The sequence below is a fragment of the Streptomyces sp. NBC_00009 genome, assembly GCF_045040855.1.
GTDB lineage: Bacteria > Actinomycetota > Actinomycetes > Streptomycetales > Streptomycetaceae > Streptomyces > Streptomyces aureus.
Map to the genome: position 1 here is coordinate 731705 of NZ_CP108312.1, position 25434 is coordinate 757138.

Here is a 25434-nt window from a genome sequence, read left to right on the forward strand (position 1 = left end):
CAGCCGGCCCACTGGGTCCTTGATCGGGCCGTGCAGCCGCATCTGATCCTCCAGGCGCCTCGAGAGGCGGTCTGCGAGAACCTGCGGCACGTCGGGGCGACCGGTGAAGCCCTCCACCCGGGCCAGTTCGCTGCGGGCCGCGGCCTCCACCAGGCGGCGGGCGGCCGGACGGTCCAGGCGCGCCCACACCAGGTCGACCGGCGCCAGGACAGCCCGCAGATTCTCCGGCGACAGGGCACCCTCCCCCGCTGCTGCCTGCCCTGACACGAACTGTCCACGACCCGCAGCGGAGAACCGGCCCGCGGCCGCCTTTCGCGCCTTCGATGACCGGGGAGCCGCCAACGCTGCCCTGTACGACGGCAAGCACTCCGGCCACGCAGTCCTCGCCGACGCCCGGCACGCAACTCACCCGTCCATCAACGGGCGCCGCGCCGGCCGCCACGGAACCGGAATCGGGGGGCCAGCCGCATGAGCATCGCCACCCTGCCCGGGGCGACTGGATCCGCGGCATCACGATTCGCCAGCCCTATGCCACCTGCACCCTCGCCGTGAAGAACCCGGAAAACAAACCCCGGCCCTGGCTGTGGCGGGGCTGGGTCCTGATCCACGCCGGGCAGAAGCTGGAGCGCCCCGCCCTGCGTGATCCGCTGATCGCCACCGCGATCCGCGGCCGCGAACTGCACCTGGGCGCGGTCATCGGCGTCGCCCGCCTCACCGGCTGCCACCCCGACCAGGGGCCCATCTGCGGCGCCGACCGCCCAAGGCGGCTACTCCTGACGGGTGGCCCCCGCGGCCAGGGCGCGCGGGGGGGGCGGTCCGCGTGCCATAGATAGACGGAACGAGTTGTCGACTGTGGGAGGGCACCTTGCCGAGTGCTGATCCGATCCTGGTCACCGGTGCCGCCGGTGGCATCGGGGGTGTGGGTGGGAAGGTCGTCAGGGAGTTGCGCGAACACGGGGTGCCGGTGCGAGCCCTGGTGCACCACGACGACGACCGTGCCGCCGCTCTGCGGGCCATCAGCGGCGTCGAGGTGGTGGTCGGTGATCTCACGCGTGGAGCGGACGTGGTGGCGGCCCTGGAGGGATGCCGCAGAGCCTACTTCGGGATGAGTCCTTCGGCCGACTATCTGGAGGCCACGGCAACCGTGGCGGCAGCGGGCCTTGAGAGCGGCCAGCTCGAACTGCTGGTGAACATCTCACAGATGACCGTTTCTCAGATGAACCTCGCCAGCAGCACGGAGTCGCGCCAGCAGCGGCTGCACTGGCTCTCCGAACACGTCCTCAACTGGTCCGGGCTGCCCGTCGTCCACATCCGGCCGACGGTGTTCATGGAGAACCCACTCTTCGGCATGCTCGCCGTGGCCTCCATCCAACGCGACAACACCATCCGCCTCCCCTTCGGCACCGCACGCACCTCGCCGGTGGCCACCCGCGACGTGGCCGAGGTGGTCACCCGACTGCTGCTTGACCCTTCACCACCGGTCGGCCGGGTCTACGAACTGACCGGCGCCGCCTCCCGCGACATGACCACGGTCGCCGCCGAGTTCTCCGATGCGCTGGGACGCACCGTGACGTACCTCGACGTGCCGTACGACGAATGGGTTGAGCGCGACCTCAAGCCGCTGGGCCTGACGCCGCATGTCTTTGGCCACATCTCCACGATGGCCCGCCTGCACAGGGAGAACCGCTACGACCGGAGCACCAACGATGTGACGGAACTCCTGGGCCGCCCGCCATCGGGCTTCGACAGCCTGGTCGAAGCTACACCGGGACTGCGGGCTGGGAAGGGGTAGGCCCTGGGACGTTTGGCTGCGACAGCTATGCCGCCTCGTTGAGGAAGCCCAAGACGGTGCCCGAGGGTGCAGACGCCTTCACCGTCCTGATGACGGGCCGAGGCCTCGATCGCCACCGTGTCCCGCACCCTCGCCGAAGGGGCTGACAGCCCCGAGTGAGTCCCCCAGCCACCAGCCAGATGTCGCGTAGCGGGCCGGCTCCGGATCCGCGGTCAACGACACCTTCCGGCAGGTCGGCGGGGCCATGGGGGTCGCCGTGCTGGGGTCTCTGCTGTCCACCATCTACCGCAACGGCATCGACGGCCAGCTGGGCGTACTGCCCGCCTTCGACCGGCACGCCGCAGGTGAATCCGTCCAGGCGACCCTGGCCGTCGCCGAGAAGCTGGGACCGGCCGGCAGGGCGCTGGTGCGGTCCGCGAACGACGCCTTCATCCATGCCATGCACATCACCGCAATAGGGTCGGCGGCCGTCGTACTGGTCTTCCTGCCGGGCAACGACGCCGCAGCGGCCACCGACGGTGACAAGTCCAAGCGCCAGACCGTAGGAGCCAACGGTGATCACGAACCATCCCCGCGAGACACCGGAGGCGACCCCTGCTGGGGACGTCCCCGCAGGCCGCGCCGACACCCCACCGGCGCGAGTGAGGCCTGTGCCGACTTCGGCGCCGCTGACCTGCTCCGCCGGGCAATCGCCGAACCACCGACAGCACTGGAGACCCCTGCGAAATCGCCATCTGGATCAGCGGTGACATCGCCGCGGCCAACGCCTTTCTGACAGCACCGCTGACGCTCTGATCACACCGCAACTCCGATATTCCATTACTCCGAAGGAGATCGACTGATGATTGCCAACAACCTTGTTCTCATCCCCGGCGCCGGGCGTGGGCCGTACGGTCTTCGAACAACTGCGCGCTCAGGACGTGCCGGTGCGTTTCATGGTCCGCCGCGAGGACGAGCATGCCGCTGAACTGCGGGCGCTCGGCGCGGAGGTCGTCATCGGCGACCTGACCCGGCCCGAGACGGTGGCGGCCGCTCTGCAAGGCGTGACACGGATGTAATTCGCGATGCGCGTGTCGTCGGACCACCTGCTGGCGGCGACCGTGGTGGCCTCCGTTGCGAAGGAGTACGGGAAGCTGGAGGCCCTGGTCGACCTGTCGCAGATGACGGTGTCGCAGATGACCGCCACCAGCACCGAGAAGTCGCACCAGCAGCGGCTGCACTGGCTGGCGGAGCAGGTCTTCAACTGGTCCGGTCTGCCCGTGGTGCACATCCGGCCGACGGCGTTCCTGGACACTCCGCTGTTCACCACGATGGCGGCGCGGTCGATTCAGGAGAACGGCACGATCGCGCTGCCGTTCGGCACCGGACGCACCTCACCGGTCGCTGTCGACGAAGTCGCCCGGGCCATCGCCACCGTGCTCCGCGCCCCGGCTCCGCACATCGGGAAGGTCTACGAGCTGACGGGGCCGCGTTCGGTCGACATGACGGAGCTGGCCGAGGAGTTCTCTCGGGCGCTGGGTCGTTCGGTGTCTTATGTGGACGTGCCGCTGGACCGGTGGGAGGCCCAGCTCCCGAAGCTGGGGATGCCGCCGCACCTCGAACAGCACGTCGCCACCATGGCCCAGCTGCACAGGGGTCTGATGCAGGGGTGGGTGACAGGTTCAGCGTGTTGAGCTGAGCGCGCCCCGGGGCGCCGTCATCGCTGGCACGCACCTCGGCCGAGCGGCGCCTGTCGGTACCGGATGAATGACCGCCGCAGCCCCTCTTATATGGTCTATGGCATACTACATAAGTTACTTACAGGTAGCTCGCATGGCGGGCTGCGTTGTCATGGGGAAGGTGGTGTGCGGGTGAGCCCGCGCAGGAGTGAAAGCCGTGACCGGATGATCCTCAGTGCTGCTGCTCTGCTGCGTGAGTACGGGGCGAGCGCGACCAGCATCGACCGGGTGCTGGCGCACAGCGGAGCCCCTCGGGGCTCGGTGTATCACCACTTCCCCAGCGGGCGGACGCAGCTCATCGACGAAGCGGTGGCGCTGGCGGGGGACTTCGTCGCGGGCCTGATCGATGCCGCCATGCAGGCGGATGATCCGGTGGAGGCCGTCGACGCATTCGTCGTGCTGTGGCGCGACCGGCTCGTGGACAGCGGCTTCCGGGCCGGCTGTCCGATCGTGGCGGTGGCCGTCGAGACCAACGACGACGCACCCCAGCTGGCCCGTTCCGCCGCTGCCGTCTTCGCCCGGTGGCAGGAGGCCTTCGCGGCCCTCTTCCTGCGGCACGGCCTGACTGAGGAACGCAGCCGCAGACTCGCTGCCTTCATCATCGCTGCGGTCGAAGGCGCGGTGATCATGTGCCGGGCCGAGCAGAGCACCGCTCCGATCGAGGCAGCCGCCGCCGAGATCCACGACCTGCTCCTGTACGCCCTGCGCGACCGCCCCGGTGCCGAAACCGGGCCCCGGCCGTAGCCCGCAGCCGCCCAGCCGCTTCACCTACATAGCTCGAAGGAGTCGCCATGCCCTCGCTCGACCGTCAGGACAACGTCTTCGTCCTCGACCTCGGAGACGGAGAGAACCGCTTCCACCCCGACTGGCTCACTGCCGTCGGCGCCGCGCTCGACGAGGTGGAGAAGGCGGAGGGCCCTCGCGCCCTGGTCACCGCCGCCACCGGCAAGTTCTACTCCAACGGGCTCGACCTGGACTGGCTGTTCGCCCACGCCGACCAGCACCAGGACTACGTCGTCTCCGTCCATGAACTGTTCGCGCGGATGCTATCGCTGCCGGTCATCACGGTGGCCGCACTGCAGGGACACACCTTCGCCGCCGGCGCGATGTTCTCCCTCGCCCACGACTTCCGCGTCATGCGGGCCGACCGCGGCTACTGGTGCCTGCCCGAAGCGGACATCAACATCCCCTTCACTCCCGGCATGGCCGCCCTCATCCAGTCCCGACTGGCGCCGCAGACCGCGCACGAGGCCATGCTCACCGCCCGCCGCTACGGCGGTGCCGACGCCGCGGCCTCCGGCATCGTCGACCAGGCCATCGCCGAGGACGCCGTGCGCTCCATCGCCATCGAGATCGCCCAGACGCAGGTGAACAAGGCCGGCGACACCCTCGGCACCATCAAGGCCCGCATGTACGCCCCCGCCCTGGCCACCCTCCGCGACACCACTAACCCGCTCGGCTGACCAGCACCTCACCGACCGCACCACCCCGCGCCCCGGCCGCTGCCACCCCGGGGCGCGGGCTGCCCCAGCTGCCCACCGCATGAGGAGACAGGGCCGATGACCGCCGACACCGCCGCCTGGCGCAAGAGCGCGTGCATCCTGTGCGAGAACAACTGCGGCATCCAGATCCAGACCGACGCCGCCGCTTCACCAAGATCCGCGGCGACAAGGAGCACGTCGCCACCGCCGGATACACCTGCAACAAGGCCCTGCGCCTGGACCACTACCAAAACGGCGGAGCCCGGCTGCCGACACCGCTGCGCCGGGAGCCGGACGGCAGCTTCACGCCCATCGACTGGGACACCGCCATACGCGAGATCGCCGCCCGGTTGAAGACCGTGCGCGACACCCACGGCGGCGAATCGATCTTCTTCTACGGCGGCGTCGCCCTGAACACCCTCACCGACCCCACCTGGCGCGACGCCATCGCCGGCACCCCCTGGCACAAACACGTGCCCGCCCGCATCCAGCCCTTCCCACCTGACGAACACGCGCGGCGGCAACACCAGCACCATGCAAGGAGAACGACCGTGACCACCACCGACCTCACCGCCATGACCGGCCTTGAACTGATGCGCTGGATGCAGGCCGAACGCCCTACCGACATCCCCTCCATCGGCCGCCTGCTCGGCATGCGCTTCGACGAGGTCGACCACGGCCGCATCGTTATCTCCCTCGACACCCGCCCCGACTTCGCCAACCCCCTCGGCACCGTCCACGGCGGCATCGCCGCCACCCTCCTCGACTCCGTCATGGGCTGCGCCGTCCACACCACCCTCCCCGCCGGTTCCGGCTACACCACCCTCGAACTCAAGGTCAACTACATCCGCGCCGCCCGCACCGACGGACAGATACTCACCGCAGAGGGCAACGTCATCCACGCCGGTCGCCGCACCGCCACCGCCGAGGGCAAGGTGCTGGACGACCAGGGCAAACTGATCGCCCACGCCACCACCACCTGCATGATCCTTTAGGTCGCCGGGACTGTCCTAAAGATTGTGTATGCCCCGGTGTGACCTGGATGGCATGAGACGTGGTCTCTGCCGGGAAGGATCACCATGGGGATCAAGGGCGGTAACCCCGGCGAGAGTGCGAACAACGTACAGACGGGGACGGAGTTGGCGAGACGGGCCGAGCTGGACCGGGAGATGGCCGAGCAGTTGGTGTCCCGGGCCCGCGCCGAGGGGCTCAATCTGGTTCGGCGGGCTCGACGCGTTCGGCGCCAACCGGCGCGACCTGCAACTCCACACGGCGGTCTGCAGCAGTACGGCGCCGATCTCGTCGGGCGTCAGGCCTGTGGGGCTCGGAAAGTCATCGCTGCAGATCAAGCGGCGTATCGGTACTCGTTGATGACTCCGCCGAGGACGCGTGTGCGCAGGAGCCGCCTGGGCTCGAGCTGGTGCAGGAGTGCTGGCTGTTCCTGGGCCTCGGGCGGTCGTTGGTCCCAGGATCGGTGCGGCCGATGCCGGTTGTAGTGATTCCGGTACTCGGCGAGGACCTGTCGGGCGTGGGCCTCGTTCATGATCAGAACGTGGTCGAGAGCCTCGCATCGGACGGTTCCGATCACTCGCTCGCAGTGGGCGTTCACCCGCGGGGCCCGCGGCGCACTGAGCAGCACGTCCATCTCCTCGGCCTTGAAGACGGCATCGAAGGAGTCGGTGTACTTGGTGTCGCGGTCGCGGAGCACGAAGCGCAGGGAATCGAGGCGGGTGCCGAGGTCGGCGGCGAGGTTGCGGGCCTGCTGGGTCGCCCACTGAGCGGTGGGGTGGGCAGTCACGCCGGTGATATGCACCCTGCGGGTGCCGTGCTCGAGGAACACCAGCGCGTACAGTCGCCTGCCGGTGACCGTGTCCAGGTGGAAGAAGTCCGCGGCGATGATCCCCTCGGCCTGAGCGGTGAGGAACTCGCGCCAGCTGGGACCGGTCCGACGCGGGGCCGGGTCGATACCGGCCGCGTGCAGGATCTGCCACACCGTCGAAGAGGCGATCGGATGCCCCAGCCCGGCCAGCTCGCCCTGGATTCTGCGATGCCCCCACCTCGGGTTCTCCCTCGCCAGGCGCAGCACCAGCCTCTTGAGCGCGGCCGCGGTGGGCGGTGGGCGGTCGCCCAGTGCGCCGGCGTCGAGCGGAGAAGTCCCACTTCCTGGCGATCAGCCCGCGGTGCCAGGCCAGCAGCGTTCCCGGCGTGACCGGGAAGACGTCCCTCCAGCGGTGGCGCGGTATCAGCGACGACAGCGCGGCCAGCCAGAACCGGTCCGCGGGCTCGTAGCGGACCGGGCCGTTGAGCTGTCGCCGCAGCACCGCGTTCTCGTGCCGCAGCACCAGCAGTTCGGCGTCCTTGGCGGTGTCCCGGCGCAACAGCACCGCCGGTACGGACAGCAGCCCACGGGTGGCCCTGTAGAGCAGCGACACGATCATCCGCGCAGCATCCCAGTTGCCAGCGATCCACTCTGGACCCGGCCTTCCACCTGCAGCGATGACTTTACGAGCCCCACAGGTTGCGTTCGTAGCGGCGGATGGGCCGGCCGGTGGCCCGGTCCAGCGTGGCCAGCGGCGGCAGGTGATGGTCGCGCAGGATGCGGTGGATGGTCGAGGGAGCAACTCCGGTGCGGACAGCGATCCGTAGCGGTCCGATCCGCTGTTCTTGGCGCAGTCGCACCACCCGTTCCTCGATGCGGGCCGGGGTCTTGCCAGGCGAGTGGTGGGGGCGGCTGGAACGGTCGTCCATGCCCGCCCAGCCCGACTGCCGGTAGCGGTCGGCCCACCGTTTAGCGGTGGTGTGACTGACTTGGAACCGCTCCGCGGCCCGCCGCAGCGGCCAGCCGTCCTCGACGATGCACCGGGCGAGGCGCAGTCTCCCGGTCGGTGTCAGCGGAGCGTTACGGTGGCACATGAGGGCCTCCTGCACTCGGCGGTAGATGTCGCAATCACCACCGAAACCAGAAGGTCCTCACCCATGCAAGACCACCCTGCCGTCACCAACGTGCCCGAACAGCACACCTAGCCACGCGCGGGGTCGCGTTCATCGGCTATACGAAAGATCATCACGTGTGGCCGCCCGGATTTGGCGTGCTCCGTGGATCGGCATCCTCGGTAGCGTGGCCATCTGCTGCATGGGGTGTCCATGTGTCCGGCTGGCCCGTGCAAGGGTCCCCGACGGAGAGTGATGAGGCGGCAATGAGTGAACTGACGAAGCCCGAGGTCGACGTTCCGGAGGGTGCCGCTCCCACCGAGATGACCATCCGGGACCTGGTCGTCGGGGACGGGGCTGAAGTGAAGAACGGCATGGTGGTCAGGGTCCACTATGTCGGGGTGACCTTCGAGTCCGGGAAGGAGTTCGATGCCTCCTGGGACCGGGGTGAGCCGTTCAAGTTCGCCCTGGGCGGTGGCAGGGTCATCAAGGGCTGGGACCGGGGGGTGAGGGGGATGAAGGTCGGCGGTCGGCGCGAGATCATCGTTCCCCCGCGTCTCGGCTACGGCAATCAGTCGCCCTCGCCGTTGATCCCGGCGGGCTCGACCCTGGTCTTCGTGGTGGACCTGCTGGACTCGTATTCCAGCACAACCGGGTGGAGCAACGCCTAGTAACGTGCGGTAAACGGGAGCGCGGTCGCCATACCGGTCGGCGTCCACGACGCTCGGGTCAGGCGCCACGATCGGAGTCCACGTCTCCATGTCCTCCGCGATGGCATGGGCCCATCCCCTTCCTCCGCGCGTACACACCGAGTGCGCCACGTAGCGCGCGATCCCCCGCCGCCGCAGATCCAACTCATCAGGAGCATCGGCGAGTTGCCCCTCGGAGAACACCCACACGTAGACCGGAACTCCCAGATCAGACCGCAGGCACCAGCCCGCTTGGAACGGCGCCCGAGGAGCATCGACCTGCGGGGCGAAATCGGAGGAGTACCCGTCGGGAGGCTGCGCCGTGAACTCCAAGAGTGGCCGGCCGGACTCCCGCGCATCGTCGATCAACGCCTGAAAGGTCCACCCGCACGCCGGCACCCGCGGGCCACCGAGCTCGATCACGGAGGGCGGCTGCCCGTTCGGAGCCACCTCACCCGTGCGCCGGACGAGACAGTGAGGGTGGAGGTGTCTGCGCCGCCGGGGTCGATGACCGAGGCGGCGACGGTGCCCATGAGCGTGTTCGGGGTCTTCACCGTGACAAACCTGAAGATCTTGTTCTCCAGGGTGTTGAAGCGCACCCTGCCCGCCCTCAAGTATCCGGTGCTCTACAGGGTGTTGGCGGACTCGAAGTAGGGGCCCTGGCCGACGACGGCCAGGGGGCACACGGTCGGTGTTGCCGTAGTTGGTCACCGAGCAGGTCTCTCCGGTGACCCTGGCTTGGAGGTCGGTGACGCCGGCGAAGCGCACAGGGAGCCCGCCCCAGACACGCTCGCCAGAGCGGACCTGTTCGGGCGCGGTCTCTACCCGGCAAATCTCGGAGCCGCGTACACCAGGCCGTCCCACCACTTCCTTCGCCCGCCCGGCCCGGACAAGTTCGGCGGCCCTCTTGGTCGCCGAGCGAAGACCTGCCCCGCCTACCGGGCTCGGCGGCCCACGAGACCGCCGAGTTCGACGAAGACGTCACCGTCGGGGACCACACCGTCCTCCTCACCTGCGTCGCCGCCGCCGAGGCGGGCGCGAGCCACGTGCGCCCCCTCACCTACCACCAGCGTTCCTTCGCCCCCTCGGCTTGACATCCCGGCCCCGTCCGACCGCACTCATTTGACCGGATGCAGCCTCCGCTTTACTCTCGAATCAGTACGGAGGCAGCATCCGTTTTGATGCGGCCGCAAGATCACCGGAGCGGGAGGGCGCATGAGCGCCACTGAACAGCGGGGCCGCAAGCCCCGTGCGGACGTCCAGCGCAATCGCGCCGCCCTCCTGGAGACCGCGCAGCGCCACTTCCTGCAGCACGGGGTGGGTACCTCGCTCGAGGCGGTGGCCAAGGAGGCGGGTGTTGGGCCCGGCACCCTGTACCGGCACTTCCCCACGCGGGAGGCGCTGCTGGCGGCCGTGCTGCAGACGCGCTCCGAGGAGTTGGTGGCCCGTCAGGCGGACATCGAGCAACTCGGCGATGCCGCCGAGGCATTGGAGCAGTGGCTGCGGGCGATGGAGGACTACTTCAGCGCCTTCAGTGGGCTGCCGGAACCGCTCATGGCCGCGGCCCGGGCACAGGAGCCGGACAACCCGCTCACGATTCCCTGCGACATCCTCATCGCCGCCACCGACGAGCACGTGCAAGCCGCGCAGAGCGCAGGGCACGTGCGCGCGGGGGTGAGGGGCTACGACCTGTTCCTCGCAGCCTGCTCCACCGCCTGGATCAAGGGCAACGGCACCGATGAGGAATCACTCGACCGCCTCCGCACACTCATCGCGAGCGGCTACCGCCAGCGGAACGACCAGCCGTAGACCGCCGCAAGCGCCCCCTCCCACCACCCAGCCATCACACCGCGCTGCCCTGAGGGCAGCACGACCTCCCAAGGGACAAATCATGAAAATTACTGTTATAGGCGCTGGCGCCATCGGCGGGAACCTCGCTGCCAAGCTCAGCACGGCCGGTCACGACGTCCAGATCGCCGACGCTCGCGGTCCCGAGGCCGTCCGGGCCGAGGTGCTGGAGTCCGGGGCCCGCGCAGCGGACCTCGCCGACGCCGTCCAGGACCCCGACGTCATCGTCCTGGCCATCCCCTTCGGGGTGGCGGGAAAGCTGGCCGATCTGTTCGCCACGGTCCCGGACGAGACGGTCGTCATCGACACCTCGAACTACTACCCGCACCTCAGCGGGCAGATCGAGGCCGTGGACAACGGCCAGGTCGAGAGCGTGTGGAACGCCGAGCAGCTGGGCCGCCCCGTGGTCAAGGCGTGGAACGCCGCCCTGGCCGGGACCCAGCAGACCAAGGGTGTCCCGGCAGGCACCCCGGGCCGCATCGCCATCCCCGTCGCCGGCGACTCCGAGGAGGCGCGGCGCGTGGCCATGCAGCTCGTGGACGACACCGGCTTCGACCCCTACGACGCCGGCACATTGGCCGATTCCTGGCGCCAGCAGCCGAACGGCCCTGCCTACTGCACCGAGCTGACCCTCGACGAACTGCCGGCGGCCCTGGCCGCGGCCGACCGCGCCAAGGACGTCCGCGTCCGCAACAGCCTGCCGGAGCGCTTCGCCGCTCTGCCGGCCGACCCCACCCTGGCCGACGTCGTCGAGATGAATCGCGCCGCCCACCGCTGACCCGCCCGGCGCCGCCGCCGTCGCATACGGGACGACACGAAGGCGGCGGCGTCACGGACGCAAAGAACACGCACCCCCTGTTGCAGCGTACGGCTCCAGCACGACCCTGCTTGGCAAGCGCCCCGATCGAAGAGGGCGGTGGCACGTCCTGTGCCGTCTTCATGCCGACCGCGTCGTTCCGCGGCCTGTCGCGCTGCGCCGCGCCCCAGTCGCCGCCCCAAACCGCCGTGGCGGGGAGTAAGTGCCGCAGAGAGGATCACCTTGCCCAGCACAGCATCAACGTTCAGCGACCTTGTCCGGTCCCGGCGCTCCGTGCGTGGATTCCTGCCCACCCCGCTGTCCCCGTCGGACATCCGCGGCGTGCTGGAGGACGCTCAAACCGCCCCCTCGAACTGCAACACCCAGCCCTGGACAGTGCACGTCGTCTCGGGCGCGGAGCGGGACGCCCTGAGCGGACATCTACTCAAGGCCGACGAGGAGGGACGGTTCTCCTACGACTTCACCTTCGACTACGCCGACTTCGGCGAGGGCAGCTACCTTGACAGGGCGCACCAGCACGCCGCGATCCTCTACCAGGCCCTGGGGATACCGCGCTCGGACCGGAGGGCCAGGAAGGCCGCAGCCCGCGAGAACCTGGCCTTCTTCGGCGCCCCGCACATCGCCTTCCTGTTCATGCCGACATTCGGCGACGGGGTACGAGCGGCCGGTGACATCGGTATGTACGCACAGAACTTCCTGCTCGCGCTGGCGGCCCGGGGGCTGGACGGCATCCCCCAGACCATGCTCGGGTTCTACGCCGACACCATCCGCGAGCACCTGGGCGTTCCGAAGGAGCTCAAGCTGCTGTTCGGCATCTCCTTCGGCACAGCCGACGTGACCGCACCGGCGAACAGCTTCCGCATGGGGCGCATCCCGCTCGAGCAGAGCGTGGTCCTGCACGGCACCCCTGGCGTCCTGGACGGGCAGTAGCTCTTCCTCCCGCACTAACAATCCGGCGAGCACGCCCGGCCAGCTGTACTGAGCCGGCCCTCGACGGGCTCTGGGCGGCCGACCGGGGCTGAGGCTCTGTCAAGGTCGCATCAGTACGCAGCTCCCCTTCCCGGCAGCCCTTGCTGTCCGCCGCGCCTCGCGCAGTGGGGGAGCTGCGTGGTTCCTGGCGTCTCCGCCGCGGGTTCGCGCACCTGCAGCCCCAGGCGCCCGCGGATCACCCTCCCCTTTCCCGGATCCGGATCATTTGCAATACGGAGGCACCCTCCGTATTGTCGAGAAGGTAAACGGATGCACTCTCCGTTTTTTTCTCGCCTCGTCTGGAGAGACGACTATGACAATCCCGCAGATGCTCCTGGCCATGCAGTTCACCAGCGGCTACGGATCCGAGCCCGGGGCATGGCGGCTGCCCGGGGCCAACCTGTCCAGCTACACGGACATGGACCAGTTCGTGCGTTACGCGCAGGCCGCCGAGCGCGGCAAGATCCAGCTGCTGTTCATCGCGGACACCCCGGTCCTGGACGTGGACCTGGAGAACGAGCACCCGCACCACCCCATCGACCCGCTCCTCGTCCTCACCGTCATCGCCCGTGAGACCGAGCGGATCGGCTTGGTGGCCACCGGCTCCACCACCTTCAACGAGCCCTTCAACCTCGCCCGCCAGTTCAAGGCCCTGGATGTGATCAGCCACGGCCGGGCCGGATGGAACGCGGTCACCACTTCCCACCCGGCGGCCGCGGCGAACTTCGGCTCTCCGGTCCCGCCCCGTGCGGAGAAGTACGAGCGTGCCCACGAGTTCGTCCAGATCGTGCAGGCGTTGTGGGGCAGTTGGGAGAAGGACGCCTGGGTCCTCGACGTCGAGGGCAAGCGGTTCGCCGACATGGGCAGGATTCAGCCGGTCAACCTGCAGGGCCGCCACGTCGCCTCCCGCGGGCCGCTGCCCATTCCACCGTCCGAGCAGGGCCAGCCGGTCATCTTCCAGGCGGGCGGCGGCAGTTACGGCCTGGAGCTGGCGGGCCGGTACGCCGGCGGCGTGTACGCCAACCCGATGACGATCGACGACGCCATCGCCCAGCGAGGGGACCTGCGGGACGCTGCCAAGCGGGCCGGGCGCGACCCGGACGAGGTGAAGATGTTCGCCGGCTTCATGCCGACCATCGCCTCCTCCCGCGCCGCCGCCCTGGACCGGCGGCGCTTCCTGGACGAGTCCGTCGACCTGCGCCGGCGCGTGCGCTATCTCGGCGCGATGATCGGTCTGCCGCTGAGCCACGAGCAGCTCGACGAGCCGCTGACCGCGGGCCAGTTGGCCGACGCCGTACCCAGTCCGCATGACGCGCGCTCCGCCCGCGCCCTCGAGGTGGCGCGGGAGGGCTGGAGTCTGCGGGACGTCCTGGCGCACGGCGTCATCGACTACCACCCGGTCGTCGCCGGCACCGCCGCCGACGTGGCCGACCACATGCAGGAATGGTTCGAGGCGGGCGCCTGCGACGGCTTCTCTCTGGCCATCGACGGCTACCACGACGGCGTCGACGCCTTCGTCGACCAGGTCGTGCCGCTCCTGCAGGAACGCGGCCTCTTCCATCACGACTACGAGGGCGGCACCCTGCGCGAGAACCTCGGGGCCCGCGACCAGTACGGCCTCGATCCCCGCGTCACGGAAACAGCCCGGTCATGACCTCCACGCACGCCCCCGACAGCGTCACCTTCCAGGCGTTCCGCGACGCCATGGCCACCGTCGCCTCCCCCGTCGCCGTGGTCACCGCCATGGACGGCCACCGCCCGCACGGCACCACGGTCAGCGCCTTCGCCTCGCTGTCCCTGACGCCCCCGATGGTGCTGACGTCCCTGGACAACCGCTCCCAGCTGCTGACGATCATTCGCCGCACCGGCCGCTTCGGCCTCAACATCCTGGGCGCCCACCAGGCCGACCTCGCCGGCGCCTTTGCCCGCTCAGGACCGGACAAGTTCGACGGCGTGACCTGGTCGCCGAGCCAGGAACTGCCCCGCCTGCCGGGCTCGGCGGCATGGATCGCCGCCGAAGTCGACGACTACGTCAGCGCCGGAGACCACACCGTCCTGCTCGCCCACGTCCACGCCGCCGAACAGGGCAAGGACGACCTGGGAATCCTCAGGCCCCTCACCTACCACCACCGCTCCTTCGGCACCCACACACCGCTCGCTTCCTGACGCTGCGGCCACTTCTCCTCGGGCCACTCCCCCGGCCCCGTTCCCCAACCCACCGGCGGGCCACCGCAGTCACCAGCCCCTGCCTGCTTGCCTGCCATAGCGCGAAAGAGATCACGTACATGTCCCTCGACGAAACGTCGACGCACGCCGCTCCGGACGCCGCCGTTCCACCACCCTCCCACCGCGCCGGTGACAAGCTGCCGGCCCGGGACTCCCTCATCATCTGGGTCCTGATCCTCTCCACCTTCATTGCGCTGCTGAACGAACTGCTGGTGGGCGTGGCGCTGCCCACGCTGATCGACGAGCTCGGCATCACGCCGAGCACGGGGCAGTGGCTCACGACGGGCTATCTGCTGACACTGGCCGTCCTCATCCCGGCCACCGGCTTCGTCATGCGGCGGTTCAACCTCCGCACGATCTTCATCACCTCGATGTCCCTGTTCACCGCCGGTACCGTGATCGCCGCCGTCGCTCCGGGGTTCGGCGTGCTGTTCACCGGTCGCATCATCCAGGCGATGGGCACGGCCGCCCTGATGCCGCTGCTCATGGCCACAGTGATGCGCCTGGTCCCCCAAGGCCGCCGGGGCCGGATGATGGCGCTGGTCACCGCCGTGGGCGCGGTGGCGCCCGCGGTCGGACCCGCGCTCTCCGGAATCATCGTCTCCCAGCTCAGCTGGCGGTGGCTGTTCATCCTCGTCCTGCCCGTCGCCCTGGCCGGACTGGTACTGGGAGCCGCCAAGCTGCGCAACATCACCACCCCCGAACCGGCCACGCTGGATGTGCTGTCGCTCATCCTGTCCGCCGTCGGGTTCGGCGCGCTCATCTACGGTCTGGCGACGATCGGTGAGTCGGTCTCCGGCCACGCGCCCATCCCGCCCTATCTCCCCATCGTGGCCGGGGTCCTCTTCATCGCGGCGTTCGTCCACCGGCAGATCGTGTTGCAGCGCACCGACGCCGCGTTCCTCGACATGAGGATCTTCCGAACCAGCTCGTTCACCGTGCCGCAGCTGGTCATGGTCGTCGTCCCGCTGATCGGGTTCGGCGTGCCGATGGTCCTGCCGCTGATCCTCGCCCACGTGTCCGGACTGAGCACTATGGAGATCGGCTTCTTCATGCTCCCCGGCGGAGTGGTGGTCTCCGTGGTCTCAGCCCTCGGCGGGCGGCTCTACGACCGCGTCGGGCCGCGTCCCCTGGCGATTCCCGGAGCGATCATCTGGACGGCCGCCCTGTGGTTCCTGAGCCGAGTCGACGCGGGCACCAGTACCACGACACTCCTGATCGCCTACCTCATCATGATCGTCGGTCAGGCCCTCATGTGGGCGCCGATGACGACGGCCGCACTGGCCTCGCTGCGTGCCGAGCTCTACCCGCACGGCAGCGCGGCGTTCAACACCGTCCAACAGTTGGCGGGCGCCGCGGGCGGCGCGATCCTGGTCTCGGCCTACACCATCGGGTCGCACGCACAGGACGCGGGAACACTGAACCTGGCCCAGTCCGTCTCAGCAGCGCAGGCCGCCTTCACGACGGCGGCGGTCATCGCCTGCATCGCCATCATCGGAACCATCTTTGTCGGGAAGGCCAAGCAGCCCGCTCGACAGGACTGAGCCGGGGGTGCCCACCGGACCACCGGCGCCCAGGTATCGCTTGATCCTGGCGCCGGTGTTCCGGTGGTCCGGAATCAGAAGCGTCCGGTCGAGCACCGCCACGGGTGCGCCGCGCTGCCCGAACCCCTCACGAACCTTCAACCTTCCCCGAACACATCTCCCGCCGGCCCTCCAGCAGAGCCGGCAGCAGGGATCGAAAGACCATGAAACTCTCTCTCGTCGAGCTCTCCACCGTCTCTCCCGGCAGTGACAAGGCCGAGGCCCTCAAGGACTCGGTCGACGCCGCAGAGAAGGCGGAGGACCTCGGCTACCACCGCATCTGGTACGCCGAGCACCACGACTCCGCCAGCACCGCCTCCACCACGCCGGAGATCCTCATCGCCCTGGCGGCCGACGCGACTTCACGCATCCGGGTCGGCTCCGGCGCGGTGCTGCTCAACCACTACAGCCCCTACAAGGTCGCCGAGACCTTCCTCCAGCTCGAAGCCGTCGCCCCGGGGCGTATCGACCTCGGCCTCGGCCGCGCCACCGCAGGACCCGTCGTCGACCTCGCCCTGCGCCGCGACCGCGACGTACCGCCCACCGACGACTTCGCCGAACAGGTCCAAGAGGTCCTCGCCCACCTCCACGGCGGCTTCCCCGCCGACCACCCCTTCGCGCGCCTCGACCCCACGGCCGGCATCTCATCCCGGCCCGAGGTGTGGATCCTCGGCTCCTCCGGCTCCAGCGCCCAGATGGCCGGACAGCTCGGCCTCGGCTACGCGTTCGCCGGTTTCATCAACCCCGGCCTGGCCGCCCGAGCCCTGCTCCGCCACGCCGCCCACACCGCAGGCAGTCCGGCGAGGCCGCGCGGCATCCTGTCCGTCAGCGTCGTGGTGGCCGACACCGACGCCGAAGCCCAGCGCCTGAGCTGGATCCGAACGGCCCTCATGGCACGCCTGGCCCGCGCCGGCACCGGTGCACAGGTGCCCACCGTCGAGGAGGCTGCGCGCGAACTCACCCAGGCACAAAAAGACGCCCCCACGGTCATCACCGACGGACGCTGGCCCCTCCAACTCGCCGGCAGCCCGGGGACCGTACGGGACCAGCTGGAGCAGATGACCAAGGCCGCCGGCGTCGATGAGGTCATGGTCCAGGACATGGTCGCCGATCGAGCGACCCGCGCCCACTCCCGCACGCTGCTCGCTCAGGCCCTCGACCTCACCCCCGCCCGCACATGACGGGCCACCGAGTCCGGCGGCGCGGCGGCAGCCGTGTCGTTGAAGATGCTCGGAATGATGCAGTGCCGACGTCGGGGCCGAAATTCATGGCCTGGTCGCCGGGGTCTCCCGCACGTCGTTCCAGGCGCCGTCGTCGTCGCGCCAGAGCCATCGGAGTGTGTCGGGGAGGATCGCGGCGCCATGCAAGGGTGTGTGCCCTCCCTGGCCGACTTCCAGCTTGTAGTCGTAGCCGCGGTACTGGAGGGCCGCAGCCATGTCACGGTTGGCGATCTCCCAGTCGCCGAACACGATGTTGAGGTCCTTGTGTCCGGTCTGGAGGAACACCCGCAGTGGCTTCTTTTCGCCTCGCCGGATCAGGGACGGGTAGGCGTGACCGCCTCGGATGTTCGTGAAACTGCCGCAGTGGCTGATGACGTTGCCGAACGCGTCAGGGCGCTCCCATGCCACAGTGAATGCGCAGATCCCGCCCGAGCTGATCCCGCAGATCCCGCGGCGCGTGGGCTCGGCGGTGATGCGGTAGCTCTGCGAAATGCCGGGGAGAAGGTCCTCCAGGAGGAATCCCGCGTAGTCGCCGCCGAGCGAGTCGTACTCCCGGCTCCTGTTGTCGGATCCGCCGTACACCGGCAGGCCGGGCCCGTTGGGACCGGGATCGACGAAGACGGCGATCGTGACGGGTATGTCGCCGGCGGCGATGAGGTTGTCCAGCACGGCTGGTGTGTTGACTGCCGGATCGAGGTAGATCTGGCCGTCCAGGAAGACCAGCAGTGAGGCGTCGGCGCTGCCGTCGTACTGGGCGGGAACGTAGACCCAGTAGCGGTGCGGGGCCCCGGGGTAGACAGTGCAGTCGCGGAGCCGGTGCTCGTGAATCTGCCCTCGAGGGATTCCGGCCTGGTACTGGGACTCTTCGCCGAGTTCATAGGGTTCATCGCCTGAGCAGCTATATGCGTAGGCAAGACGGTCCCGATCGGATATGCCGGTCCACTCTGCGGGGGGAGACTGCGGGTCGGTCGCTTCGGTGGGCTCCAAGACGGTGCAACTCCTTGCTGGACGAGCGCGTAGTGGTCACAAGCGGCGAGCCGGGAGCTGGGAGCTGCTGACATCGTCTCGAGATGGTCGCGGTTCGCGGCTCAGGTTAGGAGCCGTCCGCATCGGACCGGCACGGTATTCGACGCCAACAAGGCCGGAAAACGCGTCACCCGCATCCCACTGCCGCTGCTCAGCGGACGCGCCGGCCATGACACCGAGGTGTTCTCCAGCTACGCAAATCCTGACGCAGCCACGCAGAGATCAGTACGCGGACAGGTGGCGCAATTTCCCGCTCTGATGGCGCCTTTGGCCGTGACTATGTGCCCCTGGGCAGCGCCTACCGTCGTGCCCAAGAGGGTCAGGCGTGGCCATCGGCCCGGTTTCCCTGCCAGGACACCACGACGGAGTGGAGAGAAGGATGACTGCTGTCGCATCCCTGGAGACGAACCACACCGTCGAGCGCGACATGCGCCCCGTCCTGGCAGGGCCGCCTGGCATGGGCGCCGCGAGGAGGCTCGTGAGCAAGGTGCACACGGGCGCGGCCGACCGGCCGCGAGGACCTGGCCCTGTGGGCAGGTGTCCCACCTCGGCTGCCAGGACACCAGAAGGAAGCCTGGGAGCACGTCTCCGTCGAGGCAAGGGCGACGGGTAGAGCGCCGTGCGTTGGCAGCGGATCTCCATGAAGGGCGACGCCCCCAGCCGGACCGGGACATCTGCAAGCAGTGCAACGACCCCGGCCGGACGAGTCCGTTCACATCACCCCGCGACTCGGCCTGACCCTCTGGGCGGCGCCCCGAGGTGATCAGCGAGGTCCTGCAGAGACTCTGCGACGCCGTCCCCCTAATGCGGGAGATCGGCCTGCACGCCTAACACCTCCCCCTGGCCCGGCGCCGAGACACCATGCCCGGCCCACCCCTTCCCCGTCCTTCAACAGAGGAGCTCAGAGACATGAGCACGTTCCCCGACCCCAAGAAGTTCCGCCTGGTCGTCGCCGGCCAGAACGAATCTGGCGAGGCAGACTTCCTCGACCCGGGCCCTGCCGCCGAGTTCGACTTCCCCGGTGTGTCCTCCGGCGCCTTCTACTGGGCCGTCGAGGGCGGCCACAGCAAGACCTCCTTCGGGGCGCCGCCCACCAAGGTCTCCCTGGCCGGGCCGAACGGGTCCACGTTCGGCATCAGCAGCTTCCCGGCGCACTCGTCGGGCGAGGTCGACGCCTCGACCCTCGACGAGAGCATGTCAGCGACCGGCGACGACAGCCACGCCGGGATGCATGCCAGCGACACCATCGACTACGAGGTCGTCATCTCCGGCAAGGTCGACCTGGTGCTCCCGGGCGGCAAGAAGCGCACCCTCGTGCCCGGCGACCTGCTCGTCATGGCCGGCGTGCCCCACGCCTGGAAGAACCCCTACGACGAGGACTGTGTCTACGTCGTCGTCACCGTCGGCTTCAACACCGCCGAGGGGGCCGCAGCATGAGCCCGACCTCACCCGGCAAGGCGCTGCGCGCGGTCTTCGAGAGCGAGAAGACCGAGTTGCTGCCGCTCGGTTCGGTCCCGATCCACGCGCAGATGGCGCAGCACGCGGGCTTCGGTGCGTTCCAGCTCTCCGGCGGTGTGTCGGCCTGGTGGCAGGGCGTCTCGGACGTCGGCTGGCTCACCATGACCGAGGTCGTCGACCTCGCGCGCCGCACGGCGCGCGCTGCCGACATCCCCATCTACTGTGACGGCGACACCGGCTACGGTGCACCCCTCAACGTGCAGCGCACGGTGCTGGAGTTCATCGACGCCGGTGTCGCGGGCATCCACATCGAGGACCAGCGCGAGCCGAAGAAGTCGGGCGGTGTCGCCGGCGTCGAACTCGTCTCCGACGTCGAGGCGATCGGTCGGCTGAACGCCGCGTGCGACGCGCGTGACAAGTCCGACGAGGACTTCGTCATCGTCGCGCGCACCGACGGGTACGGGGCGGCCGGCGGCGGCCTCGAGGAGGCGATCCGCCGCGCACAGCTCTACAAGGCCGAGACCGGCGCCGACGTCATCTTCTACGAGGGCTTCCACACGTGGGAGCAGGCCGAGATCGCCCTAAAGGAGACTCCTGGCCCCGCGTACGTCGTCGGTGTCCCGCTGATCGGGACCCGGACGGTCGCCGAGATGACGGCGATGGGGCAGGCGGTGCAGTCACTGCCCGTCTTCCTGCCCGGGGTCCGCGAGGTCTACCACTTCATGGTCGACGCCATCGAGAGCGGCGAGGCGACGGGCTTCCCCGAGTACCTCCAGAAGGTGACCGGTGACGCCGGGACGAAGTACGACATCGGCTGGGGAGCCATGTTCGGCCGTCCCTCCTCCGAGGAGGTGCGTCGCATCGAGGAGAAGTACCTCCCGCAGGACGCGCAGCGCGACTACGAGAGCAGCCTGCACGCAGGAGAGACGTACTGACGATCCCCCGCCGGCGGCGCTCCCGCGTCGCCGCAGCCCTTCCGAAAAGGAAGTCTGAGTCATGACAAGTTCGATGAGTGGCAAGGCCGGTCTGGTGACCGGCGCGGGGTCTGGGATCGGGCAGGCGGCCGCGGTCGCCCTGGCCCGGGCCCGGGCCTCCGTGATGGTCTCGGACATCGACGAGAAGGCCGGTGCCGAGACGGTCGCGTTGATCGAGAAGGAGGGCGGCACCGCGGCGTTCCTGCGCTGCGACGTCAGCGACGAGGCGCAGGTCAAGGCGCTCGTCGACGCGACGGTGTCCGCCTTCGGGAAGCTGGACTTCGCGTTCAACAACGCGGGCACCAACGGTGTCTTCGCGCCGATCGGCGACATGGACAGCGCGGTCTGGGACCGCGTGATGAAGATCAGCCTCTACAGCGTCTTCTACTGCCTGAAGCACGAGGTGCGCGCGATGGAGGAGAACGGGGGCGGGTCGATCGTCAACACCGCCTCCGGCGCCGGGCTGATCGGCATCGCTTACAACGCGCCCTACACCGCAGCCAAGTTCGGCGTGGTCGGCATGACCCGGAACGTCGCCATGGACTACGGGGCCAAGGGCATCCGGGTCAACGCACTCGCCCCCGGCTCCACGGCCACCCCGATGATGATGAACGCCTTCGAGCAGAACCCCGGCGAGGAGTTCAGGAACAGCATCCTGGCGGGCATCCCGATGGGAGTGCTGGCAGAGCCGGAGGACCAGGCCAACGCCGTCGTATGGCTCTGCTCCGACCAGGCGCGGATGGTCACGGGTGTGACGCTGCCGGTCGACGGCGGCTACGTCGCGGGCAAGTAGACGGCCCGCCCCGGGGCCGCGAGAGCGGCCCCGCACCGACATGGCAGAACTCCTCAGGAGGAGCAGGGACATGCCTGCACAGAAGCTCGACTTCGGCGGCCGCGTCGCGATCGTCACCGGCGCGGGCCAGGGCATGGGGCGCGCTCACGCCAAGATGCTCGCCTCGCGCGGCGCGCGCGTCGTCGTGAACGACCTCAACGCGGACAACGCCGCTTCGGTCGTTGCAGAGATCATCGACCACGGCGGTACCGCCGTGGTCGACATCAACAACGTCGTCACCGGCGCGGAAGCCATCGTGCACACCGCGATCGACGCGTACGGCCGGCTCGACGTCGTCGTGAACAACGCGGGCATCAACGCGTTCGGCACGTTCTGGGAGATGGACCGCGACACGTGGTGGCGCGTCTTCGACGTCGCGGTCAAGGGCGTCGTCGAGGTGTCGCGCGCCGCGATGCCGCACCTCATGGCCTCGGGCACCGGGCGTCTGATCAACATCTCCTCGAACGGCCTCATGGGTGTGCCGCTCGACTCGGCCTACTCCGCGGCCAAGGCCGCGGTGTGGGGCCTCAGCATCGGTCTCGCGATCGAGGCGCGCGAGGTCGGTGTGCAGGTGACGACGCTCATGCCCGTGGCCTGGACGCCGATGACTCAGGACGCGTTCCCGAACCCCGTGGTGCAGGAGGCCATGAAGAAGAACGTCCCGCCGGAGGCAGTGTCGGCCTTCGTGACCTACCTCGCCCACCAGGACACCACGACGTACGCCGACACATTCGAGATCGCGGGTGTCGCGGCGGGCCGTGTGGCCATCGCGGGCATGGAACGCGTCGATGCCGCGGCGGCCACGCCCGAGGCGTGGGTCGAGCAGGCCGAGGCCCTGACGAAGGACGGCGAGATGCGCGTGTTCCACAACGCGAGCGAGTCGTTCCGTGACCAGATGGTGCATCTCGCTCCCGAGCTGGACTCGGTGCTGCCGGAGGACGCCGCGAACGTGGAGAGGGTGTGAGTCCGGTGGCCGTTGCCGAACAGTAGGTCGGCTCGGTGAGCAAGGTGCGGCGCCGACGCCCTGACGGTGGAGCGAGACCCAGCAGGAGCAAAGCAGACAGAAGGAGGAGAGCCATGGGCATCCTGGACAGCAAGGTCGCCATTATCACCGGCGGTGCGAAGGGAATGGGCGAGGCACACGTCCGGAAGTTCGTCGAGCAGGGTGCGAAGGTTGTCGTCGCCGACCTGGACGTCGAGAGCGGCAAGAAGCTCGCGGACGAACTGGGCGGTGACGCCCTCTTCGTCGAGCTCGACGTCACCGACCCGGGCAGCTGGGAGGAGGCGGTCCAGGAGACGAAGGCGGTGTTCGGCACCGTCGATGTCCTGGTCAACAACGCCGGGATCGCCGGCCCGATCGTCGGTCTCCTCGAGGTCAGTGAGTACCTCTACCGCAGCATCATGGACATCAACTTGGCCGGGACCTTCTTCGGCATGCAAGCGGTGCTGCCCACCATGGTCGAGAACGGCAAGGGCTCCATCGTCAACATCTCGTCCCTGGCCGGCATGCGCTATGACACGACGGTGAACCCTGCATACTCGGCGTCCAAGTTCGCCATCCGAGGCTTCACCAAGCAGGCTGCCTTCGAGTTCGGCAAGTACGCGATCCGGGTCAACGCTGTCATGCCGGGCGCCATCATGACGCCCATGGCCCGGGATGCGCTGTCCGACGAAGCGATCGCATCCGTGACGAAGCACATCCCGGCGAGGCGCTTCGCGGACGCGAGCGAGGTTTCCGAGGCCGTCGTCTTCCTCGCCTCCGACAAGGCCAGCTACGTCAACGGCGTCGACCTCGTGGTCGACGGTGGCAAGGGTGCGATCAACCAGGACGCTCTCGGGTCCGAGTAGGGCGGCCCGAGGGCCGCCCGGCCACGCAATCGCCGCACGCATGAGCCCACCCGCCGGCGCGGACGCGCGATGAACGGCTTTCAGTTCGCCCCGGTCAGCCCAGAGGTTCTCCCCCGGCCACGGGCGTGTCCGCGCGTGCGGGCTGCTCAACATCCGCATCTCCTAGCAGGGAGACGTTCTTGGTCTCCCGGATCTGCAGCACGGCGATCAGGGAGATGACGGCGATGGTCGTCATGTACAGCGCGACCGCAAGCCCGCTTCCGGTCTGCGATACGAGCAAGGTCGCCACGAAGGGTGCGGTCCCCCCGAAGAGCATGTACGCAAGGTTGTAGCTCACCGCGGCCGACGTGTACCGCACTCGCGTCGGGAACATCTCCACGAGCAGCAGGCTGTTCACCGCAGAGGTGCCTGCCTCCGCGGTGGCCAGCATCGCCTGGGCCCCCAGGAGTGCCCCGATCGACTCCTGCTGCGCCAGCAGGAAGGCCGGGATAGTGAGCAGGACGAACGCGAGGCAGGAGCCGAGCATGATCGGCTTGCGTCCCACGCGATCCGCCATGACCGCGAAGACTCCGATCAACACCACGTGCAGAAGCAAAGCGGCCATGTTCGTGAAAAGCGCGGTGTCGCTGTCGAGCTTGATCCGTTCCTGGAAGTACGAGGGCAGGTACGTGGCGAGCATGTAGAACCCGACGCTGTTCGTCATCAGGAAGCCGAGCAGCAGCAGGATCGGCTTGCGCTGAGTCCGTAGGCTCTCCTTCAGAGGTGCCGTGGCCACCCTTCCTTCCCTTTGCACCTTGCGGAACGCGGGGGTGTCCTCCACGCTGCGCCGGATGTAGAGGCCGATCAGCCCGAGCGGGCCGGCTATCAGGAAGGGGAGACGCCAGCCCCAGGAGCTGAAGTCCGACGCGGAGAGCGAGGCCGTGAGAAGAGCCGTAAGACCCGCGGCGGCGACGAACGCGAGCGAGCTGCTCATCGGCAGCACACTCGCGTAGGTGGCGCGCTTGCCGGCGGGAGCGTGTTCGACCGTGAACGAGGCAGCTCCCGCAACCTCGCCACCTGCTGAGAAGCCTTGGATGCAACGCACCAGAACGAGGAGTGCCGGGGCGAGGACGCCAATCTGATGGTGAGTGGGCAGCAGGCCGATCACGAATGTCGACGCGGACATCATGACGATGATCGTGGCCAGTGTGCGCTGCCGGCCAACCCTGTCGCCGAGCTTGCCGAATATCAGTCCGCCCAGCGGTCGCAGCAGGAACGAGACACCGAAAGCCGCGAACGTCGCCAGCAGGGAGAGGGCCCGGTTGTGCGACGGGAAGAACACCGTGGCGATGGTGGTGGCGAGGTACCCGTAGAGCGCGTAGTCGAACCATTCGACGAAGTTGCCGATTCCACCTGCAGCGGCAACTCGCCTCAGCATGGAGCGATCCGGCTGGGAGGTCACCTCAGGAACAATGTTCATACCTGCGCCGTCCTTCACTCTGGTTGCTTCGCCAATTCAGTTGCGTGGTCGGTCACTTCCTCGGTCGCGCGGTCGTACTCGGCATGGAGTCTCGGGTGCTCGCGCGAGCTTGCGTTGAGCGTGGATGTCCCGCTCTGACGGCGATGCACACGTCACCGGGCGAAGAGCAGCCTCGGTCTGAACGGTGGTGATCTGGTCTGGGGCATCACGGGGCGAGGTAGCCGACTACCGCGACGGTGGGGGGCCCACCTCTGGCAGAAGCTGGATCCAAGGCCGGAGTCGAGGAAGGTGTCATCGACGAGAGGCTGCGTAACTTCTCGGTCGCCGAGGTGTCTCGAGGACCTCGCCTCTCTGCGATCGACACGACGCACCTGTGAAAGTACGCCGTCGTGACCTTCATTGGTGCGAGCTCCCCGCCAAGGCAACTCGCACATCGCGAAGGTAGTAGTCGCAATACGAAATGAAAAGAGGTTGGCGTGCGGTGTCTCAGAAGGCCAACCTCGCGCCCGGGGCGGGGTGACGGTCTCGTCGTCCGGCCGGGGCGGTCGGCGGAGATCGCGACC

At 68.7% G+C, this 25434-nt stretch carries 24 protein-coding genes and 3 pseudogenes; 22 read left to right on the forward strand and 5 right to left on the reverse strand.

The genetic code is table 11. The features are described from left to right. The first annotated feature begins 30 nt into the window (after positions 1-30). The 9 genes and pseudogenes from OHA58_RS03340 to OHA58_RS03380 all read left to right on the forward strand — a co-directional run bounded on the left by OHA58_RS03340 (position 31) and on the right by OHA58_RS03380 (position 5986). Complete coding sequence (locus tag OHA58_RS03340) at positions 31-264, forward strand: hypothetical protein (RefSeq protein ID WP_405476200.1); 234 nt, start codon at positions 31-33, stop codon at positions 262-264. Between the two features lie 284 nt (positions 265-548). Beyond that, positions 549-833 (forward strand): hypothetical protein, encoded by a 285-nt coding sequence (locus OHA58_RS03345; RefSeq protein WP_405476203.1) that lies wholly within the window; start codon positions 549-551, stop codon positions 831-833. Positions 834-865: 32 nt separating this feature from the next. Further along, positions 866-1792, forward strand: a complete 927-nt coding sequence (locus tag OHA58_RS03350) for an NAD(P)H-binding protein (RefSeq protein WP_405476205.1) — start codon at positions 866-868, stop codon at positions 1790-1792. 190 nt (positions 1793-1982) lie between these two features. Next, positions 1983-2300: pseudogene (locus OHA58_RS03355) on the forward strand (MFS transporter); the annotation flags it as partial. A 349-nt stretch (positions 2301-2649) separates the two neighbouring features. Continuing rightward, positions 2650-2850 carry an NAD(P)H-binding protein gene (locus OHA58_RS03360; protein WP_405476207.1) on the forward strand — a complete coding sequence of 67 codons (201 nt, stop codon included), beginning with the start codon at positions 2650-2652 and terminating at the stop codon, positions 2848-2850. Between the two features lie 6 nt (positions 2851-2856). Then, the gene (locus OHA58_RS03365; RefSeq protein ID WP_405476210.1) at positions 2857-3465 is read left to right on the forward strand and encodes a hydroxylase; all 609 of its coding nucleotides are present in this window, start codon (positions 2857-2859) and stop codon (positions 3463-3465) included. 177 nt (positions 3466-3642) lie between these two features. After that, on the forward strand, positions 3643-4254 hold the full coding sequence (locus OHA58_RS03370; RefSeq protein WP_392971315.1) for a TetR/AcrR family transcriptional regulator: 612 nt from the start codon (positions 3643-3645) through the stop codon (positions 4252-4254). A gap of 47 nt (positions 4255-4301) precedes the next feature. Beyond that, complete coding sequence (locus tag OHA58_RS03375) at positions 4302-4973, forward strand: enoyl-CoA hydratase-related protein (protein WP_355695221.1); 672 nt, start codon at positions 4302-4304, stop codon at positions 4971-4973. Positions 4974-5104: 131 nt separating this feature from the next. Continuing rightward, positions 5105-5986 carry a hotdog fold thioesterase gene (locus OHA58_RS03380; RefSeq protein ID WP_405476213.1) on the forward strand — a complete coding sequence of 294 codons (882 nt, stop codon included), beginning with the start codon at positions 5105-5107 and terminating at the stop codon, positions 5984-5986. A gap of 350 nt (positions 5987-6336) precedes the next feature. Here the strand turns inward: OHA58_RS03380 and OHA58_RS03385 are convergent. Beyond that, positions 6337-7429: pseudogene (locus OHA58_RS03385) on the reverse strand (integrase core domain-containing protein). An 85-nt stretch (positions 7430-7514) separates the two neighbouring features. Beyond that, positions 7515-7904 (reverse strand): annotated as a pseudogene (locus OHA58_RS03390) (leucine zipper domain-containing protein); the annotation flags it as partial. A 284-nt stretch (positions 7905-8188) separates the two neighbouring features. Between OHA58_RS03390 and OHA58_RS03395 the strand changes: the two are divergent. Then, positions 8189-8593 carry an FKBP-type peptidyl-prolyl cis-trans isomerase gene (locus OHA58_RS03395; protein ID WP_405476216.1) on the forward strand — a complete coding sequence of 135 codons (405 nt, stop codon included), beginning with the start codon at positions 8189-8191 and terminating at the stop codon, positions 8591-8593. Between the two features lie 437 nt (positions 8594-9030). Here OHA58_RS03395 and OHA58_RS03400 read toward each other — a convergent pair whose 3' ends face one another. Beyond that, on the reverse strand, positions 9031-9210 hold the full coding sequence (locus OHA58_RS03400) for a hypothetical protein (RefSeq protein ID WP_405476218.1): 180 nt from the start codon (positions 9208-9210) through the stop codon (positions 9031-9033). A gap of 616 nt (positions 9211-9826) precedes the next feature. Here OHA58_RS03400 and OHA58_RS03405 point away from each other — a divergent pair. From OHA58_RS03405 to OHA58_RS03435, 7 genes are all read left to right on the forward strand, one after another. Then, a complete protein-coding gene (locus tag OHA58_RS03405; RefSeq protein ID WP_329568407.1) occupies positions 9827-10420 on the forward strand; it encodes a TetR/AcrR family transcriptional regulator in 594 nt (197 codons plus the stop codon). Between the two features lie 82 nt (positions 10421-10502). Further along, positions 10503-11237 (forward strand): NADPH-dependent F420 reductase, encoded by a 735-nt coding sequence (locus OHA58_RS03410; RefSeq protein WP_405476221.1) that lies wholly within the window; start codon positions 10503-10505, stop codon positions 11235-11237. A gap of 261 nt (positions 11238-11498) precedes the next feature. After that, positions 11499-12206, forward strand: a complete 708-nt coding sequence (locus OHA58_RS03415) for a nitroreductase (protein WP_405476224.1) — start codon at positions 11499-11501, stop codon at positions 12204-12206. 352 nt (positions 12207-12558) lie between these two features. Next, positions 12559-13899: an NtaA/DmoA family FMN-dependent monooxygenase gene (locus tag OHA58_RS03420; protein WP_405476227.1), complete on the forward strand. Its 1341-nt coding sequence runs from the start codon at positions 12559-12561 to the stop codon at positions 13897-13899. After that, positions 13896-14411: a flavin reductase family protein gene (locus OHA58_RS03425; RefSeq protein WP_405476230.1), complete on the forward strand. Its 516-nt coding sequence runs from the start codon at positions 13896-13898 to the stop codon at positions 14409-14411. Before OHA58_RS03420 ends, OHA58_RS03425 begins: the two co-directional genes overlap by 4 nt. Positions 14412-14530: 119 nt before the next feature. Beyond that, entirely contained in the window at positions 14531-16015 is a 1485-nt protein-coding gene (locus OHA58_RS03430; RefSeq protein WP_405476232.1) for a DHA2 family efflux MFS transporter permease subunit, read from the forward strand. A 203-nt stretch (positions 16016-16218) separates the two neighbouring features. Continuing rightward, positions 16219-17235 carry an MsnO8 family LLM class oxidoreductase gene (locus OHA58_RS03435; protein WP_405476235.1) on the forward strand — a complete coding sequence of 339 codons (1017 nt, stop codon included), beginning with the start codon at positions 16219-16221 and terminating at the stop codon, positions 17233-17235. Between the two features lie 84 nt (positions 17236-17319). Here the strand turns inward: OHA58_RS03435 and OHA58_RS03440 are convergent, their stop codons facing one another. Then, positions 17320-18261 carry an alpha/beta hydrolase gene (locus OHA58_RS03440; RefSeq protein ID WP_405476237.1) on the reverse strand — a complete coding sequence of 314 codons (942 nt, stop codon included), beginning with the start codon at positions 18259-18261 and terminating at the stop codon, positions 17320-17322. Between the two features lie 948 nt (positions 18262-19209). On the opposite strand from OHA58_RS03440, the gene OHA58_RS03445 reads away from it, so the two are divergent. From OHA58_RS03445 to OHA58_RS03465, 5 genes are all read left to right on the forward strand, one after another. Then, positions 19210-19737: a cupin domain-containing protein gene (locus OHA58_RS03445; RefSeq protein ID WP_405476240.1), complete on the forward strand. Its 528-nt coding sequence runs from the start codon at positions 19210-19212 to the stop codon at positions 19735-19737. Then, complete coding sequence (locus tag OHA58_RS03450) at positions 19734-20693, forward strand: oxaloacetate decarboxylase (protein ID WP_266557444.1); 960 nt, start codon at positions 19734-19736, stop codon at positions 20691-20693. Before OHA58_RS03445 ends, OHA58_RS03450 begins: the two co-directional genes overlap by 4 nt. 61 nt (positions 20694-20754) lie before the next feature. After that, positions 20755-21525, forward strand: coding sequence for an SDR family NAD(P)-dependent oxidoreductase (locus OHA58_RS03455; RefSeq protein WP_405476243.1), 771 nt, complete (start codon positions 20755-20757; stop codon positions 21523-21525). 70 nt (positions 21526-21595) lie between these two features. Next, positions 21596-22528, forward strand: coding sequence for an SDR family NAD(P)-dependent oxidoreductase (locus OHA58_RS03460; RefSeq protein WP_266557448.1), 933 nt, complete (start codon positions 21596-21598; stop codon positions 22526-22528). A gap of 113 nt (positions 22529-22641) precedes the next feature. Then, positions 22642-23412 (forward strand): SDR family NAD(P)-dependent oxidoreductase, encoded by a 771-nt coding sequence (locus tag OHA58_RS03465; protein ID WP_266557450.1) that lies wholly within the window; start codon positions 22642-22644, stop codon positions 23410-23412. A gap of 94 nt (positions 23413-23506) precedes the next feature. On the opposite strand, the gene OHA58_RS03470 is transcribed toward OHA58_RS03465, so the two are convergent. Beyond that, complete coding sequence (locus tag OHA58_RS03470; protein WP_405476246.1) at positions 23507-24871, reverse strand: MFS transporter; 1365 nt, start codon at positions 24869-24871, stop codon at positions 23507-23509. Positions 24872-25434 lie beyond the last annotated feature (563 nt).